Consider the following 15,683-nt stretch of genomic DNA (forward strand, 5'->3'; position numbering starts at 1 on the left):
AACTGGTATTATTGCGAATGAGAATTATTACCATTATGGAGGTCCCATGCATCTGCAACTGGAATCCCGCCTTGGGGATGTCTCCCCGAGCCTGCAAATCCGTGCCGCCGCCAGCGGCCAGGTCCTGGTCGAGCTGGACCCCCGCCGGCTGCGCTCTTTACTGGACTGCGGTGAGGTTTCCCCGACCCTGGTCGAATCACACAGCGTTTCCGACCGCCGCATCATGGCGCTGGTGGACCGTCTGGGTTGCTGGCGGGAATTTGTGCATGGGTGCCTGAATGATCCAGCCACGGCCCGTTGAATTGCTATCGATGTCCGGGACGGATTCCTCTGCGATTGTCTGGCTGGCGGATTTCGGCCACTCAGGCATAGTTCGGCTGGGTGTGGAGTATCAGCCGATTGTGTCGTTGGCCGGCGGTGAAATCGTCGCTTATGAAGCCCTGGCCCGTTTCTCGGCAGCCAGCGGGAAATTGTTATCCAACCCGCAGGTGTTTGCCGATCTGCACCGCCAGCCGGACAGGCTGTTGTGCACCGAGTTGCAGCTTAAAATGATTCAGCTGCAGGCGGCACCGTCGTCGGTTCCTCTGTTCGTCAATCTGGATCCGCACATCCTGGAGGCCGACCCGTTGATCGTCGAAGAGTTGCTGGCGATATTGCGAGAAGGCGAGGTTGTGGTGGAGCTGATCGAAAATACCTGTATGCATGATGCCCGTGCCGCCCCCGAATTGCAGCGACTGCTTCAGACACGACAAATTGAAGTGGCACTGGACGATATCGGTGCTTGCGGAACGCTGTTATCGCTCGATTGTCTGGCCGGGGCGGATTATTTGAAATTCGATCGAGCCTGGTTGCAACGTCTTCGGGACGGCCATGAACAGGTTGAGTTGCTGGAGGGTTTCGTGCGTTACGCCCGAACAGCAGGCAAGCGAACGGTTCTCGAAGGTGTCGAGACGCCGGATTGTCTGGAACGAGCCCGCCAGGCAGGCGTTGATTTCGTACAGGGCTATTATTATCAGGACAGCTTCGTTGTGTATCACGGATCAGGCGTTTGAATTCGGCGGCTGCCTGCTTTTACACTCACCGGAAAATAACGCGAAGGACGCAGAGACGCAGAGAAAATAATCTACATGGTGCTCCGCGACTCCGCGTTGAATTTCAGCGGTCTGGAAAAGCGAAGCCTGCCCGTCAGGACTACAGGGGTTTGCCGTTGTAACGGTGCAGTTTTAATTCGATCCTGTCGCCGTCGGAATCAAGACGGCGGGTCTGATAGGGCAGGTAATCCAGCTCTTTGGCGCACCAGAAGGTGTAGGTACGGTTTCGCTTCGAATCGTAATACTCCATTGCCACGGTATGCAGTTCGCCCATGGCCGTGTCAAAGATTTTTTCGCCACGGGGAATCAGAGTATAGTCTTCAATCCGTTTTTTAGCGGCAATCCGGTATTCGAGTTTGCGGACGCTTTGTTGTAAATCAAGCATCATGGCGAACTGGAACGTTATCAGGTCCTGATCGTTCTCCTGCAGGGGCGGGGTTTCATCGAGCAAGCTGTGGTGCAGTACCTGTGCCTGGCGGTCATAGTTAACTTCGAAGGTTTCCGATTCTTTGCCTTTTTTATGGTAGCGATAATGCAGCGGTTGAAGATGGCCGTCGACAATCCGGAAACGGCTGGTCTCATGTACCGTGTCGGAGACAAACAGGGCGGCGAAACCCTCAGCCCTGGTGACAGCCCGCGCGGTATATTCGTTATCGCCGGTTTTGCGCAATGTCCGCTGGTTGCTGCCCAGGTCGAAACCGTCCTTGCTGACACGGTACTCGATATCCTGCGCTGATAGTTCGGCATGTGCTGCGAGGGGCAAGCCGACCAGCAGGCTGAGGAGCAGGGAGCGAAGTACTGGGTTCAAGATTTCACCATTTAAAAGAAGGTTTGGTTTAATTTCCGGCGCGGGCTCAAGCAAAGACGCAAAGTGAAATTATTTTCACAAAACAGGCTTTTTTCGATGCCGTGGCTTGTTAGTCAGACAACACGGTTGCGACAGGTTCATTTTAAATTTTCTCGTCATGAGTACGCGAGTGCCACGAGCCAATTTTTCTCGCGGCCCGGTGCCTTTACACAAGCTAATTTTTTGCCTGACACCGACGTTGCTGTTCGCTGATAGGCTGGCCGTCAAGCAACACGGTATCGTCTTGCAGAGATACACGCCCCCGGGCGATCCAGTCGATCACCTGCGGGTAGATGCAATGTTCCTGCTGGTGCACTTTTTGCGCCAGACTCTCGGGCGTATCGCTGGCTTCGATGGGTACGCCGGCCTGTAAAATGACCGGCCCGCTGTCCAGTTCCGTGGTGACATAGTGGACGCTGCAGCCATGTTCGATGTCACCGGCTTCCAGCGCTCGCTGATGGGTATTGAGACCCTTGTAGCGCGGCAGCAGGGAAGGATGAATATTGATCATGCGTCCCTGGTAATGGCGTACGAAGTCATCACTTAATATCCGCATGAAGCCGGCCAGGACGATCAGATCGGGCCGGTACTCGTCGATCAGCGTCTGCAGGGCTGTGTCGTAGGCCTCGCGTGACTCATAGTCCCGATGATTGAGAACCCGCGCGGGAATACCGGCCTGTTCGGCGCGCTGGAGGCCGTAGGCGTCCGCCCGGTTGCTGATCACTGCGACCAGGCGGGCCGGTACCTCAGTGTGGTGAATCTGATCGATCATGGCCTGCAGATTGGTTCCGCTGCCGGAGATCAGGACCACGATACGCAGCGGGTTGTTCGATGTAGTCGGGTCGCTCATGAGGCGTCGCGAATGTGTACCTGCGGCTTGCCGTCGGCGGCGTTGATCCGGCCGATGACCAGCGGGGCCTCGCCCTGTTCCTGCAATACGCTCAGGCAAGTGTCGACGTCATCGGCGCTCACCACCAGCACCATCCCCAGTCCGTTGTTGAAAGTGCGGAACATTTCTTCGTCAGCGAGGTTGCCCTGTTCCTGCAGCCAGTCGAAAACGGGGGGACGTTGCCAGCTTTGCCGGTCGATGACGGCGAGCGTGTCGGCCGGCATGACGCGCGGCAGATTCTCCAGCAGTCCACCACCGGTGATATGCGCCAGGGCATGGACGTTGATCTGCTCAAACAGGGCCAGTAACGGTTTGACATAAATCCGGGTAGGAGCCAGCAGCGCGTCACCCAGGGTGCTGTCGCCAAACGGAATAGTCAAATCAGTACCGCTGATCTCCAGTATCTTGCGAATCAGTGAATAGCCGTTGGAGTGAGGACCACTGGCGGGCAACCCGATCAGTACATCACCAGCTGCAACCCGGGTGCCGTCGATGATACGGCTTTTTTCCACCACCCCGACACAAAAGCCCGCCAGATCATAATCGTCGCCCTGATACATACCGGGCATTTCCGCGGTCTCACCGCCACTCAATGCCGCGCCGGCCTGGCGACAGCCTTCGGCGATGCCTTTGATAACATCGGCGGCGGCCTCGACATTGAGGTGCCCTGTGGCGTAATAATCGAGGAAGAACAGCGGCTCGGCACCCTGCACGATCAGGTCGTTGACGCACATGGCGACCAGATCGATGCCAATGGTATCGTGGCGTGCCATCTGCATGGCCAGCCTCAGCTTGGTGCCGACCCCGTCGGTACCGGCGACCAGTACCGGCTCGCGGTAGCGTCCCGGCGGCAGTTCGAACAGGGCGCCGAAGCCGCCCAGACCGCCCATAACTTCCGCACGCCGGGTGCTGGCGGCATAAGGTTTGATCCGATCGATCAGCTGGTTTCCGGCGTCGATATCCACGCCGGCATCACGGTAGCTCAGGCCACCTGACGGTGGGGCACTGTCATTGGACACGAAAGTCTCCTGAAATTAGAGAATAGGGCGCACCTTTTGGGGGTCGCTTCAAGGCATAATATGTCTAGTCTATCAATTCGGTCGTCGGCTTGGAATCCACAGCGGTTCGACCGGTACAATGGGACCGCATCAGGTCAGAGGAATGGCAAGCGCATGAAGTATGACAAGCAACTGGGGATTTTTTTAGCGGCATTGATGTGGCTGGTGGCGACCCCGCTGCAGGCGGAAGAAGTGCCGGGATTGTACGAGGCCAGGGTGCCGGTCGAGTCCCAGGACCGGGAGGTGCGTGAAGTCGCCCTGCGCGTGGCACTGCAACAGGTGCTGGTGCGGGTCTCCGGTCGGCGCAGAGTCCTGACCATGGCCGATATCGAACCGCTGCTGGAGCAGGCGCCGCGCTACGTTCAGCAGTTTCGCTATCAGACCCGGGAAGCGAACGGGGGTGAGGAGCCGATCGAGTTGCTCTGGGTCCGTTTTGACAAACCGGAGGTGGATCACCTGCTGCGCGAGAACCGCCTGCCAGTCTGGGGTCGCACCCGGCCGGCGACCCTGATCTGGCTGGTGGTGGATGATCGTCGGGAACGTGAATTGCTCAGCAATGACATGGATAGCCGCGCCCGCCAGGCCATTGAGCAGCAGGCCCGCCTGCGCGGTTTGCCGTTGCGTTTCCCGCTGATGGACCTGACCGATCGCCGCATCATCAGTGTCAGCGATGTGTGGGGCAATTTCGAGGATAATATTCTGCAGGCCTCCGACCGCTACGATGCCGAGGCCGTGCTGGTGGGGCGTGTGGCGCGGACCGCGTCGGGCGGCTGGAGCGGCCGCTGGGATCTGTACCAGGAGGGGCGCAATCAGAGCTGGAATGCGGCCGGGCAGGCGCAGGAGGAAGTGCTTGTTCCCGGTATCAATCGCCTGGCCGACCTGCTGGCGGAACAGTTTGCCCAGATTGGACAAAACGATCAGCAGGAAAAACTGCGCGTGCGGGTGACCGAGGTGAAGGGGCTGGCAGGTTTTAATCGGGTTATGAAGTATCTCAAGGATCTGGCGCTGGTCGAAGAGGTGCATATCGAACAACTCGAGGCTGACAATCTGACCCTGATTCTGAGTTCGCGCCACGGACGCATCGCGATCAACCAGGCCGTCTCCCTGGGGCATACCCTGAAGGCGGAAACCCTGTCGATGAGGCCGGCGCCATCCAGCCTGCCGGTGACAGGAGAGGTGATTGTGCAGGACGTCGTGACGGCGCCGCAAACCCGTCCGGTCGACCTGCAGTATCGTCTGCTGCCGTGAATTTGCGCCAGCTGCCCAATCTGATCAGTCTCCTGCGCATCCTGCTGGTGGTGCCGGTGGTCTGGAGCCTGCTGGAAGGGGCCTATACCACTGCACTGATCCTGTTTCTGATTGCGGGGCTGTCGGACGGGCTGGACGGTTACCTGGCCCGTCGTTATCAGTGGATTACCCGCCTGGGCGGATTTCTCGACCCGCTGGGCGACAAGCTGCTGATGGTCTGCGGTTATCTGACACTGGGCTGGATTGGCGCGTTGCCCCCCTGGCTGGTGGCCACGGTGATCGCCCGGGATGTGATCATTATATTCGGGACCCTGGCGTATCGCTGGCTGATCGCCAATGTCACGGCGCAGCCGCTTTTGATCAGCAAGCTCAATACCGGCTTGCAGATTGGGCTGGTGTTACTGGTGATCCTCTCCCTGGCCGGCTGGCTCGATCTGCCAGTGCTAATCAATGGGCTCATCTATCTGGTGTTTGTCACCACGATCATGAGCGGAGTCAGTTATATGACATTATGGGGCTATCGGGCCTGGCAGCAATGGCCGACGAGGAGAAGACGGACATGAGCGTACAACAACAATGGTGGTTGCTGGCTGCGGTTGCCCTGGGCGGGATCGTGCTCTATCTGCTCGGACCAGTGCTGGTGCCGTTTATCGGCGCTGCGATCCTGGCCTATGTTGCTGATCCGCTGGTAGATCGGCTGCAGGGCTGGAAAATGCCACGGACCCTCGCCGTGGTGCTGGTATTTCTGATCTTCACCATTGTGGCGCTGTTGTTGTTGCTGGTGCTGATCCCGCTCATCGAGGAGCAGGTCCGGGTACTGGTGCAAAAATTGCCTCGCTATATCGACTGGCTGCAGGCAGAGGGGCTGCCCTGGCTGATGGCCCGGCTGGGCATGGCCGAGACCACTCTGGATCTGGCGACCCTGAAAAACGCGGTCCAGCAACACTGGCAACAGGCTGGCGGGATTGCCCGCGAGATGCTGTCCCAGGTTTCCCGTTCGGGAATGGCACTGGTCGGCTGGATCGTCAACCTGATGGTGGCGGTGGTGGTAAGTTTCTATCTGCTGCGCGACTGGGATGACGTGATCGAGCGGCTGCACGCGCTGTTGCCGCGCCGCAACGAAGCAGTGATCGTTCGCCTGGCGCGCCAGGCGGATGAGGTGCTGGGAGCCTTCCTGCGCGGCCAGTTACTGGTGATGCTGGCGCTGGGATTAATCTACTCGGTGGGATTATCGATCATTGGACTGGATTTTGCCTTGCTGATCGGGCTGGTGGCCGGCCTGATCAGCTTCGTCCCCTACCTGGGCACTATCGTCGGCGTACTGGCGGCGTTGATCGCCGCGCTGTTGCAGTTTCATGATCCGCTCTATCTGGTCTTTGTCGGTCTCGTCTTTGGCATTGGCCAGATGCTGGAAGGGACCGTATTGACCCCACTGCTGGTGGGCGACCGCATCGGCATGCATCCGGTGGCGGTGATTTTCGCGGTACTGGCCGGCGGTCAGCTGTTCGGGTTTATCGGTGTGTTGCTGGCATTGCCGGTGGCGGCGGTAGCGATGGTGCTGCTGCGCTATGCCCACGAGCAGTACCGGCAAAGCGATCTGTACACGGACGACCATTCGGAGTCGGCATGACCCGGCAGCTGCCGTTAGGTGTACGCCTGCAGGATGCGGCCACTTTCGAGAATTTTCTACCCGCGGATAACGAACGGGTACTCGACGCCCTGCACACGGCCGATACTCCCTCGCTTTATCTGTGGGGCGCTGCCGGTACCGGCAAATCGCATCTGCTGCAGGCGGTCTGTCATCAGGCGGCCGTCCGGAATCAGCGGGCGGCCTATCTGCCGCTGGCCGATCCCGGACTGGAACCGGCCATGCTGGACGGCATGGAGCAATTCGAACGCCTCTGTCTGGATGATCTCGAGGCGGTGGCCGGCGATCCTGCATGGGAGACCGCGCTGTTTCATGTCTACAATCGCCTGATCGCCGCCGGCCATCAATTGCTGGTAACCGCCACTGGCTCGCCCACGGCGCTGGGCATCCAGCTGCCCGATCTGCGCTCGCGCCTGGGCTGGGGACCGGTGTTTCAGTTGCAGCCGCTGGGCGACGCCGCCAAGCGTCAGGCACTGCAACAACGCGCCTCGGCACGGGGACTGAGCCTGGACGATGAAGTGACCGCCTATCTGATGAGCCGCTGTCCCCGCGACATGCGCTCGTTGTTCGCCCTGCTCGACGGGCTGGATGAGGCATCGCTGGTTGCCCAGCGCCGGCTTACGATTCCCTTTGTCCGGGAGTATCTGGCTCATCAGTCTGTCTCCTGAGCTGACGACCCCGGTAGCGCGCATAGAGCAGCGTGCCTGTGTAAAGCAGCACGCTGAAGAGAATTTCCAGGCTGGCATACAGGCGCACGTCCGGGTTGCTCCAGGCTTCCACGGTCCCGTGAATGAAATAGATCAGGACCAGAAAGCTCGTCCAGGCATGGGTATAGGGCCGGCCATGAAGCAGGCCCCGCAGCGGGAACAACAGCGGACCAACCAGCAAGATCAACACCAGCGATATCGGCAGTAACTGCGGGGGTGCCAGTACCGTCTGCCAAAGCATCAGCAGGATCAGCAGGGCAAAATAGGCGATTAGCGTCAACCATCGCGAAAAAGTAATAATATTCAATGATTTACGCCTTGATCAGTCCGGCATCCAGTTGCGCCCGGGTGACCCTGGCCAGCCGGGCACCCAGCGCCCGTGCCAGTTGCTCTTCCTCTTCGGATAGCGGCAGATCGCTGTCGGGCCCGGCCAGATGGCTGGCACCGTAAGGGGTGCCGCCGCTGCGCGTGGTGTGCAGCGCTGATTCGCTATAGGGCAGGCCCACCAGCAGCATGCCGTGATGCAGCAGCGGCAACATCATCGAGGTGAGCGTGGTTTCCTGGCCGCCGTGCATTGAGGCGGAGGAGGTGAACACTGCCGCCGGTTTGCCCGCCAGCGCGCCCTGCAACCAGAGGGGACTGGTGGTATCGAGAAAATATTTGAGCGGCGCGGCCATATTACCGAAGCGGGTCGGACTGCCCAGCGCCAGGCCGTGGCATTGTTGCAAATCCTCCAGCCGGGCATAGGGGGCACCACTGTCCGGGACGGGCGGATCGACGGCTTCGGCTGTGGGGGAGACGGGGGCGACGCTGCGCAACCGGGCCTGCAGTCCGGCCTGTTCAATCCCGCGGGCCAACTGGCGGGCCAGTTGGGCGGTAGCGCCGTGGCGGCTGTAATAGAGTACCAGAATCTCGTTCATGGAAGAATCTCCAGCACCTGTTCGGGTGGGCGACCGAGGGCGGCCTTGCCCCCGGCCATCACAATGGGCCGTTCGATCAACTTTGGATGAGCCAGCATGGCATCGATCAGCGTGTCACGATCAAGTAATTGATCATCAAGGTTATTTTCCCTGTATTCGGATTCGTTTTTACGCATCAGATCGCGTGGTTCCAGTCCCAGCAGGTCCAGTATCCGCTCCAGGGTAGCGCGATCCGGCGGTGTCTTGAGATATTCGATCACCCGCGGGTCATGGCCCTGTGCTCTCAATAACTCGAGCGTCTGGCGCGATTTGGAACAGCGGGGATTGTGATAAATGGTTGGTTGCATAGGAGGTGTGTGCGTCTCTGGATGATTATCTGTCAGGAGTTGTATTCTAGCGGTTGTTGTCTTGACAGCCTATAGGGGTGGGGATACATTGGTTTGATCTTGTATCTACCTGAATCGGTTTAATGCGTCTGATCTCTTTGTCCCTGTGTTTTGGCTGGTGTGTTGCCATACTGGCGCTGATCGGTTGCGCTGTCTCGGCGCCTGTTCAGGAAATGAGCAATGCCCGCCAGACGATTCAGGCGGCCAGGGACGCCGGCGCACAGGAACATGCTCCTGAATTGTTATCATTCGCGGAAAAGTTGCTGGATCGGGCCGCGCGCAAACTGGAGAAGGGAGAATACCCCATAGCCCGGGATTTTGCCCTCGAAGCTCAGGAGCAGGCAATGCTGGCCCGACAAAAAGCCGTCGATAAAACCGGAATCAGACCTCAAAACGATTGATATTAGCTTGCTATCTGCGATCAAATCACTAAACTTCCTGCAAGAAGAGTCGTTTGTAAGTTGCTGCCTTGACAGGTATTTACAGCCAATGCTAGGTTGGACGGCAGAAAACAAATTACCCTTTATCGAATTCAAAAAAAACAACTGGAGTTCTTAACAATGAAAATAGTCAACTCGCTGAAAATCGCAGGACTGCTGATCACGGCGGTCAGTTTTTCTGTCGGTTGTGCGGGCACTACTGAGGAAGAAGCGCAGGAGCCGGCTCCCACTGAAACTGCCTATGAGCCGGAAGAAACCACTTCTACTGATACCTCTGACAAGCTTGGGCCCGATGTGAATGGGTCCGACATGTCCGAGTACACGGTGGAGCGCGGTGACAACCTGTGGGATATTTCCGGCAAGTCGGAAATTTACGGCAATCCTTATCAGTGGCCGCTGATCTACAAACAGAACCGTGATCAGATCGAAGACGCGGATCTGATTCATCCCGGTCAGATTCTGGATATCGACAACGACCCCTCCAGCTCGGATGTGGATGCCGCCGTGCGACACGCCAAGACCCGTGGTGAATGGTCTCTGGGTGAAGTCGAGGATTCCGATAAGGATTACCTGGCACGCTAAGACAAGTCACAGAATCCTCTGTAACTACTAAAAGGGCCCTCAAGGGCCCTTTTTGTTGCCTGCTCTTTTCCCCCCTGTCTCCCTTTCCTCGATTCTTCCTCACGCGCGGCTGACCGAGGGCATTGCCGGACTGCTGTCTGTAGCCGGCTGCGACTTTATAAATGCCAATGTTAAAAATTTTCCGTCTGCCGATCAGACGCGTATTCAATAGCAGTGACAGGTTTCAAATCCGGGGCAACGCGGTAGAATAGTCGGCAACCCTGTTTGTGGAGGGGAATTTTTCTTTCTGCTGACGGTCACAGAGAGACGTGGTATTTCAAATAAATATGGTGTGATTCATGCGTAAATGGTTTGGTTCTATTTCCCTGTTGCTGTTGCTGCTGATACCGGTTTCGGCGAGTCTGGCGGCAGAAACCCGCGATCCCTATAAGCATTTTTTCCATGAAACCTGGGACGATTATCAGGAAGAGCTGAAAAATGCCCGGGAGCAGGGGAAAAAAGGCATACTCATCTTTTTTGAAATGGACGAGTGTCCCTTTTGCCACTATATGAAGGAAAACGTCCTCAATCGTCCGGAAGTCCAGGAATATTATCGCGAGCATTTTCTGAACTTCCCCGTGGATATCGAAGGAGATATCCAGATTACCAATCTGCAGGGCGAACAAAAAAAGCAGAAGGATTTCGCATTCCGGGAGAATCGCGTGCGGGCCACGCCGGTCTTTGCTTTTTACAATCTCGAAGGCGAACGGATACACCGTCATACCGGCAAGACTTCCGGTGTGGAGGAATTTATGTGGATGGGTGAATATGTCGCCAACGGGATCTACAAGGACATGTCGTTTACCCGTTACAAACGTGAAAAACGCAAAGAATAATCTCACGACATGAATCGAGCAATTGCGTCCCGTCCGCTCGCCTTGCTGTGCGGCCTGCTGCTGTTGGGTATAACCACCGGCTATGCACAGGAGAGCGGTGAACAACCCGAACCGTTGCCGGAGCCACTGACACTCGACAAGGCATTGTCGCTGGCCGACGAACCGCATCCCGATCTGCAAATCGCGGAGGCACGCATCCGGGTGGCCGAGGCGGAGCTGCGGGGCGCCCGTTCCGGGGATGACCTGGATATCTATGTCGATGGCGTGCTGGCCCATGTGGAACCGCCTGATTACGCCCTGGATCAAAGTAATGACGATCATCGCCTGCTGCTGAATGTCGATAAGACGCTCTATGATTTCGGCCGGACCCGATCGGCCAGCGACGCCGCGGCCCGTCAACTCGACAGTCATAAACTCCTGCGGGTTAATACACGTCAGCAACGGCGCCTGGCGATTATGCAACGTTATTTTGATGTCGTGCTGGCTGACTTGCAGTACTACCGCTATAACGAGGAGATGGCGGTCGAATTTGTGGCACTGGATAAATTGCGTGATCGTCATGAACTCAAGCAAATCTCTGATCTGGAGTTACTGGAGCAAGAAGCGGTTTTCCAGCGTTCCCGTTACCTGCGCTCAAAGGCTCAGAATCGCCAGCGTGAAACCCGGGCCCGCCTGGCACAGGCGCTGAACCGGCCCGGCCAGTTACCTCGCAATGTGGTCCCTCCGGCCTTGCCGGACATTGAACAGGAGCTGCCGGAAGTGGAACAGCTGCAGGCGTTGGCCCTGCAGGAAAATCCGGTGGTGAAATCGTTGCGGGAGCAACTTGAGGCCGCGCACGCCAGAGTCGAAGGGGCACGCGCCGGTGATAATCCGATAGTAAGCGGCAAGTTGCAGGCCGGTGCCTATTCCCGGGAGCGTAAAAGTTACGACGATTTTCGTGCTGAACTGCAAGTGACTATCCCGCTGTACGATGGTAGCCGTACCGATGCCGGTGTAGCGCGTGAAAAGGCCCGCCTGTTCGAAACGCGGGCGATGCTGACGCGAGCGGAACGTGATGTCCGTCAGCAGGTGCTGGATCTATGGTTGCAAGTGGATTCACTCAAGGCGCGACGCGAACAGCGGCAGAGTGAAAGACGTTATCGCGAACTCTATCTGGATCGCAGTCGCGCTCTTTACGAACTGGAAGTCAGGGCGGATCTGGGTGATTCCATGGTGCGTTATACCGAAGCGGAACGAAACACCGCCGAAAGCGATTATGAAACGGCGCTGGCGTGGGCCCGGCTGAATGCCTTGCTGGGCCGGCTGGATATCGAACAACCCTTTATGCCTTTGCAGAATACGACGCAAAAGGAAGAGAGCAATGAACAGGCAAATTAGATTCTTGGCGGCGATGTTATTGTTGGTCAGCAGCCAGGCAACGGCAGCCGAGTACGACGCACGGCTAGAATGGGAGCGACGCGTCGAACTGGGCACGCCGGTACAGGGGGTTGTCAGTGAGGTGAAGGCGCAGGCCGGGCAACGGATTAAGGCCGGGGCTGTGCTGGTACAACTGGACGATCGGGGCTTCAGAGCTGATGTCAACAAGGCCAGCACCCGGGTGGCGAGTCTCAAGGCTGTGCGGGCCGAAGCCCGTCGCGAGCAGGAGCGCGCCGAGGAACTGTATGACCGGACGGTATTATCGGATCATGAACTGCAGATCGCGTTAAACGAGGCCAGGCAAGCGGAGGCGGACTATGCCGCTGCCCGTGCAGCACTGGTGCAGGCCCGGTTGAATCTGGAATACAGCGCAGTGCGTTCGCCGTTTGATGCCCTGGTGATCAGCGTCCCGGCCGAACAGGGGCAGACGGTGATCAATGATCTGCAATCGGTGACCCTGGTCACCGTGGCCGATGCCAATTCCATGATTGCCCAGGCCGAACTGACCGAAGCGCAGACCCGTACGCTTGAAGTGGGTCAGGAGGCTACGGTGAACGTGGCGGGTCGTACGCATACCGGTCGGATAAAAAGTATTGGCCTGGAACCGGTCGAGGGCACCGAACGTTATGCCGTTGCTGTCAGCTTCCCGCTGGAAGGCCGGCGTTATCGGGTTGGACAAACCGCCAGCATCGAATTGCCATGAATATTTGTCGTCAGTGTCGGGTCACAGGTCAGGTCCAGGGCGTCTTCTTCCGGGACAGCACCCGCCACGAAGCGCAACGACTGGGCCTGACCGGTTACGCCCGTAACCGGTCCGACGGTTCGGTCGACGTCCTCGCCTGCGGCTCTGAACCCAAAGTCCGCCAGCTCTGCGACTGGTTGTGGGAAGGCTCGCCCAGGGCACAGGTCGAACAGGTCGACTGCGAAACCGTCGACACCCTGCCGCCTTCAAATTTCACCACCGAATAAAGTAGTACCCGGAACCAATCTCTTTTCTGGCCCTCTGGAAAGAAACGCAGAGGACGCAGAGGAAAAATTATTTTATTGGAGCGGAGGGTATATCCAGGATTGCGTTGTTGTGTTCTGTATTCAGGAAAAATCTAAACTGCCTCGAAGAATTCCCCGCATTTCATAAATATAAAGAATCTAAAGAAATATTCTTCTTTGCGTCCTCTGCGCCTTAGCGCCTCTGCGTTGGGTATTTCTCTCTACTAGTACCGCCGCCAGCGGTTGTCGAGAGCGGTGTAGATTTTGGTGGTGTAGCGGTGGCTGCCGTAGCTGCCGTTGTAGCGGGCCAGGGCGGGGGTGAGATTGCCGTTTTCCTTGTCGAGATAATATTTGAGGATGGTGCAGCCCATGCGCAGGTTGGTACGGATGTCGAACAGGTTGTCACCGGGCTGGCCGATCTCGTCCAGCCAGAAAGGCATGATCTGCATCAGGCCCATGGCACCGGCGCTGGAGATGGCAAAGCGATCAAAGTTGCTTTCCACCTCGATGACCGCCAGCACCAGTTCGGGCCAGAGCCCGGCCCGTTTGGCTTCCACGTGAATCTGTTTGAGCAGGTCGAGGCGTTTGCGGGTGTCGGGCATGCGTGATTCGAGGCGACGGGACATATCCACCAGCCACACCTCGGCATGGAAGCGATCGTTGAAGCTGTGGTTGTCCGAGACCGCTTCCTGTAGCAGTTGGCGCAGTTTTGGATCGACAGGGCCCTGCTCCGTCGCCAGCGTCGGGGCGCCAAGCAGCCCGCCGAACAGTAACAATGATACGGCGCGAATCAGGGAGAATACTTTCTTTGCCAGCGGCCTCATGATGTACGGCATCCCGGATTATTGCAGTTGTGTCCTGAGGTAGTTGACGATCTCATCGACCGGGATTTCCTTTGCCTCGGTTTCACGGCGGGTTTTGTACTCCACGACCCCTTTGTCCAGGCTGCGATCACCGATGACAATGCGATGGGGGACGCCGATCAATTCCATGTCGGCGAACATGATTCCGGGGCGCTCCTTGCGATCATCCATCAGCACATCGACACCGGCCTGCTGTAATGCATTATAAAGCTGCTCAGCGGTATCGCGCAGCCGTTGCGATTTGTGCATGTTCATCGGCAGGATCGCCACCTGCCAGGGGGCGATGGCATCGGGCCAGATAATACCGCGCTCGTCGTGATTCTGTTCGATGGCGGCGGCCACGACACGCGAGACGCCAATGCCGTAACAGCCCATGGTCATGACGACCGAGTGACCGTTTTCATCCAGTACGGTGGCTTTCAGGGCCTCACTGTATTTGTCGCCCAGCTGGAAAATGTGACCAACCTCGATACCGCGCTTGATTGAAAGCGTTCCCTGGCCATCGGGTGAAGGGTCGCCCTCGATCACATTGCGGATGTCGACTGTGGCCGGTTGCAGCAGATCGCGCTCCCAGTTGACCCCGGTCAGATGTTTGTCCACCTGATTGGCGCCGCAGACAAAATCAGCGATCAGGGCACCGTGATCCACCAGCAAGGGAACCTCCAGACCGACCGGACCGATAGAGCCGGGCTCGCAGCCGCAGGCCTGTTTGACTTCCGCATCAGTGGCAAAGCGCAGCGGCGGGGTAATGCCCTCGAGTTTTTCCAGCTTGAGCATATTCAGTTCGTGATCGCCGCGCAGAATCAGGCCATGAACCTGTTCTTCTGCATCCACCACCAGCAGGGTTTTGAGGCACTGGCTGGCGGGCACATCAAGGAAGGCGGCCAGTTGTTCGATAGTGTGCTGGCCGGGCGTGTCCACGGTCTGCATTGTGGCGCCGGCGGGCGGCAGGCTGTCACTGGCCGGTTGCGTGGGTGCCAGCTCCACGTTGGCGGCATAGTCGCTGTCGCTGCTGAAGGCGATGGCATCCTCGCCCGAGTCGGCCAGGACATGGAACTCATGGGATAACTTGCCACCGATGGAGCCGGTATCGGCCTGCACCGGGCGGTAGTCGAGGCCCAGTCGTGAAAAAATCCGGCAATAGGTGTCGTGCATGCGGTGATAGGTTTCATCCAGCGAGGCATCGTCCAGATGAAAGGAGTAGGCATCTTTCATCAGAAACTCACGGGCCCGCATCACGCCGAAGCGGGGGCGTATTTCGTCGCGAAACTTGGTCTGGATCTGGTAGAGATTGGTCGGTAACTGCTTGTAACTGCGAATTTCGCGCCGGATCAGATCGGTGATGACCTCCTCATGGGTCGGGCCGAAACAGAATTCGCGCCCGTGACGATCCTCAAGCCGCAGCAACTCCGGCCCGTACTGTTCCCAACGGCCCGACTCTTCCCACAGCTCGGCCGGCTGTACGGCCGGCATCAGCACTTCCTGGGCGTCGGCGCGGTCCATCTCCTCGCGGATGATGTTCTCCACCTTGCGCAGGACCCGCAGTCCCATGGGCAACCAGGTATAGAGTCCGGCGGCGAGTTTGCGAATCATCCCCGCGCGTAGCATCAGCTGGTGACTGAGCACCTCGGCGTCGGCAGGGGTCTCTTTCAGGGTGGAGAGCAACAAACGGGAGGTTCTCATAATCTTTTTTCTGTGATTGTGTTTAGACCACAATCTTACCGCA

General features: G+C 58.0%; 20 protein-coding genes. 12 read left to right on the plus strand and 8 right to left on the minus strand.

The genetic code is table 11. The features are described 5' to 3' along the window. The first annotated feature begins 46 nt into the window (after nucleotides 1–46). Together R6U90_RS10295 and R6U90_RS10300 are read left to right on the plus strand one after the other, a co-directional pair. On the plus strand, nucleotides 47–301 hold the full coding sequence (locus R6U90_RS10295) for a hypothetical protein (RefSeq protein ID WP_410352603.1): 255 nt from the start codon (nucleotides 47–49) through the stop codon (nucleotides 299–301). A 10-nt stretch (nucleotides 302–311) separates the two neighbouring features. Continuing rightward, complete coding sequence (locus R6U90_RS10300; RefSeq protein WP_410352604.1) at nucleotides 312–1,052, plus strand: EAL domain-containing protein; 741 nt, start codon at nucleotides 312–314, stop codon at nucleotides 1,050–1,052. Nucleotides 1,053–1,191: 139 nt separating this feature from the next. Here the strand turns inward: R6U90_RS10300 and R6U90_RS10305 are convergent, their stop codons facing one another. The 3 genes from R6U90_RS10305 to purM form a co-directional block, all read right to left on the minus strand. Then, the gene (locus tag R6U90_RS10305; RefSeq protein WP_410352605.1) at nucleotides 1,192–1,899 is read right to left on the minus strand and encodes a DUF3108 domain-containing protein; all 708 of its coding nucleotides are present in this window, start codon (nucleotides 1,897–1,899) and stop codon (nucleotides 1,192–1,194) included. Nucleotides 1,900–2,113: 214 nt separating this feature from the next. Continuing rightward, nucleotides 2,114–2,788 carry a phosphoribosylglycinamide formyltransferase gene (purN, locus tag R6U90_RS10310; RefSeq protein WP_410352606.1) on the minus strand — a complete coding sequence of 225 codons (675 nt, stop codon included), beginning with the start codon at nucleotides 2,786–2,788 and terminating at the stop codon, nucleotides 2,114–2,116. Beyond that, nucleotides 2,785–3,846, minus strand: coding sequence for a phosphoribosylformylglycinamidine cyclo-ligase (gene purM, locus R6U90_RS10315; protein ID WP_410352607.1), 1,062 nt, complete (start codon nucleotides 3,844–3,846; stop codon nucleotides 2,785–2,787). Before purM ends, purN begins: the two co-directional genes overlap by 4 nt. Nucleotides 3,847–3,999: 153 nt before the next feature. Here purM and R6U90_RS10320 point away from each other — a divergent pair, with 153 nt between their 5' ends. The 4 genes from R6U90_RS10320 to hda are packed head-to-tail and all read left to right on the plus strand — an operon-like array spanning nucleotide 4,000 to nucleotide 7,449. Then, complete coding sequence (locus R6U90_RS10320; protein WP_410352608.1) at nucleotides 4,000–5,133, plus strand: DUF2066 domain-containing protein; 1,134 nt, start codon at nucleotides 4,000–4,002, stop codon at nucleotides 5,131–5,133. Beyond that, nucleotides 5,130–5,696, plus strand: a complete 567-nt coding sequence (locus R6U90_RS10325) for a CDP-alcohol phosphatidyltransferase family protein (protein ID WP_410352609.1) — start codon at nucleotides 5,130–5,132, stop codon at nucleotides 5,694–5,696. Before R6U90_RS10320 ends, R6U90_RS10325 begins: the two co-directional genes overlap by 4 nt. Continuing rightward, nucleotides 5,693–6,763: an AI-2E family transporter gene (locus R6U90_RS10330; RefSeq protein WP_410352610.1), complete on the plus strand. Its 1,071-nt coding sequence runs from the start codon at nucleotides 5,693–5,695 to the stop codon at nucleotides 6,761–6,763. The genes R6U90_RS10325 and R6U90_RS10330 overlap by 4 nt, the downstream gene beginning before the upstream one ends. Next, nucleotides 6,760–7,449, plus strand: coding sequence for a DnaA regulatory inactivator Hda (gene hda, locus R6U90_RS10335; protein ID WP_410352611.1), 690 nt, complete (start codon nucleotides 6,760–6,762; stop codon nucleotides 7,447–7,449). The genes R6U90_RS10330 and hda overlap by 4 nt, the downstream gene beginning before the upstream one ends. On the opposite strand, the gene R6U90_RS10340 is transcribed toward hda, so the two are convergent. The 3 genes from R6U90_RS10340 to arsC are packed head-to-tail and all read right to left on the minus strand — an operon-like array spanning nucleotide 7,400 to nucleotide 8,755. Continuing rightward, nucleotides 7,400–7,795 (minus strand): DUF2069 domain-containing protein, encoded by a 396-nt coding sequence (locus tag R6U90_RS10340; RefSeq protein ID WP_410352612.1) that lies wholly within the window; start codon nucleotides 7,793–7,795, stop codon nucleotides 7,400–7,402. The genes hda and R6U90_RS10340 overlap by 50 nt on opposite strands. A gap of 4 nt (nucleotides 7,796–7,799) precedes the next feature. Beyond that, on the minus strand, nucleotides 7,800–8,408 hold the full coding sequence (wrbA, locus tag R6U90_RS10345) for an NAD(P)H:quinone oxidoreductase (RefSeq protein WP_410352613.1): 609 nt from the start codon (nucleotides 8,406–8,408) through the stop codon (nucleotides 7,800–7,802). Next, the gene (arsC, locus tag R6U90_RS10350; protein WP_410352614.1) at nucleotides 8,405–8,755 is read right to left on the minus strand and encodes an arsenate reductase (glutaredoxin); all 351 of its coding nucleotides are present in this window, start codon (nucleotides 8,753–8,755) and stop codon (nucleotides 8,405–8,407) included. Before arsC ends, wrbA begins: the two co-directional genes overlap by 4 nt. 122 nt (nucleotides 8,756–8,877) lie before the next feature. On the opposite strand from arsC, the gene R6U90_RS10355 reads away from it, so the two are divergent. From R6U90_RS10355 to yccX, 6 genes are all read left to right on the plus strand, one after another. Continuing rightward, on the plus strand, nucleotides 8,878–9,195 hold the full coding sequence (locus R6U90_RS10355) for a DUF4398 domain-containing protein (protein ID WP_410352615.1): 318 nt from the start codon (nucleotides 8,878–8,880) through the stop codon (nucleotides 9,193–9,195). 159 nt (nucleotides 9,196–9,354) lie between these two features. After that, the gene (locus tag R6U90_RS10360) at nucleotides 9,355–9,816 is read left to right on the plus strand and encodes a LysM peptidoglycan-binding domain-containing protein (protein ID WP_410352616.1); all 462 of its coding nucleotides are present in this window, start codon (nucleotides 9,355–9,357) and stop codon (nucleotides 9,814–9,816) included. 338 nt (nucleotides 9,817–10,154) lie between these two features. Next, complete coding sequence (locus R6U90_RS10365; protein WP_410352617.1) at nucleotides 10,155–10,691, plus strand: thioredoxin family protein; 537 nt, start codon at nucleotides 10,155–10,157, stop codon at nucleotides 10,689–10,691. Nucleotides 10,692–10,700: 9 nt separating this feature from the next. Beyond that, entirely contained in the window at nucleotides 10,701–12,068 is a 1,368-nt protein-coding gene (locus tag R6U90_RS10370; RefSeq protein WP_410352618.1) for a TolC family protein, read from the plus strand. Next, nucleotides 12,052–12,810: an efflux RND transporter periplasmic adaptor subunit gene (locus R6U90_RS10375; protein ID WP_410352619.1), complete on the plus strand. Its 759-nt coding sequence runs from the start codon at nucleotides 12,052–12,054 to the stop codon at nucleotides 12,808–12,810. The genes R6U90_RS10370 and R6U90_RS10375 overlap by 17 nt, the downstream gene beginning before the upstream one ends. Then, nucleotides 12,807–13,076, plus strand: a complete 270-nt coding sequence (gene yccX / locus R6U90_RS10380) for an acylphosphatase (protein ID WP_410352620.1) — start codon at nucleotides 12,807–12,809, stop codon at nucleotides 13,074–13,076. Before R6U90_RS10375 ends, yccX begins: the two co-directional genes overlap by 4 nt. Before the next feature lie 242 nt (nucleotides 13,077–13,318). On the opposite strand, the gene R6U90_RS10385 is transcribed toward yccX, so the two are convergent. Further along, nucleotides 13,319–13,918: a lytic transglycosylase domain-containing protein gene (locus R6U90_RS10385; protein WP_410352621.1), complete on the minus strand. Its 600-nt coding sequence runs from the start codon at nucleotides 13,916–13,918 to the stop codon at nucleotides 13,319–13,321. 18 nt (nucleotides 13,919–13,936) lie between these two features. Further along, complete coding sequence (locus R6U90_RS10390; RefSeq protein WP_410352622.1) at nucleotides 13,937–15,640, minus strand: proline--tRNA ligase; 1,704 nt, start codon at nucleotides 15,638–15,640, stop codon at nucleotides 13,937–13,939. Nucleotides 15,641–15,683: the final 43 nt, after the last annotated feature.

It is taken from the genome of Thiohalophilus sp., assembly GCF_046483665.1.
Lineage (GTDB): Bacteria > Pseudomonadota > Gammaproteobacteria > UBA6429 > Thiohalophilaceae > Thiohalophilus.